Source organism: Bradyrhizobium sp. 33ap4 (assembly GCF_032654765.1).
In the GTDB taxonomy this organism is placed as follows: Bacteria; Pseudomonadota; Alphaproteobacteria; order Rhizobiales; family Xanthobacteraceae; genus Bradyrhizobium; species Bradyrhizobium australafricanum.
In genome coordinates this window covers 1-579 of sequence record NZ_JAUMTJ010000260.1, presented here as the reverse complement: position 1 = coordinate 579, position 579 = coordinate 1, and the positions used below count along the sequence as shown (strand labels likewise).

The 579-nt window shown below is 48.0% G+C and carries 1 protein-coding gene; it reads left to right on the top strand.

Annotation, left to right across the window (positions count from 1 at the left end; all coding sequences use genetic code 11):
* Window positions 1–190: 190 nt before the first annotated feature.
* Window positions 191–579, top strand: a 389-nt coding sequence (locus Q2M23_RS43840) for a transposase family protein (RefSeq protein WP_316399566.1), incomplete at its 3' end; no start/stop codon positions are given.

Below are 579 nucleotides of genomic sequence, written 5' to 3'. Positions count from 1 at the left end.
GAGACTTTGTCTTCCTAAGACCGCTTGGCCTCCGACTTACGGGCTGTATCTTTTCTTATATATCGGACGAATTTAAAAAAAATGACTTGAGCAGAGAGGAAGCGCTGGCACTTTTTCGAAGACACGATGTGTAGACGCGTCACAAGCCAGCGCGCAAAAAGTTCGAGAACGTAGTTTCATCGCGACAAGGGTGAACGACCTCTGGCAAGCTGATTTGGCTGATGTAAGCAAATACAAGAGGTACAATCGTGGTCACAGGTACCTGCTCGTGGTGATCGATACGCTGTCGCGGTTCCTGTACGTCCTACCTATCAAAACGAAGCGTCCGCAAGATGTGAAAAAGGCTTTTGTTCGCATTTTTCGCGGCGGAAACGTACCCGTTCATTTACTGACGGATCGCGGCAGAGAGTTTCACAACCGCGTTCTTTCCGATCTTTTTCGCAAGAAAGGTATAAACCACTACTCTACCTACAGCGACATGAAAGCAGCGAGCGCCGAACGGGTAATCAGAACCATAAAAGTGAGGCTGTTTCGCTTTCTGCGTAGCATGGGGACGTATGCTTATCTTACTGTTTTACC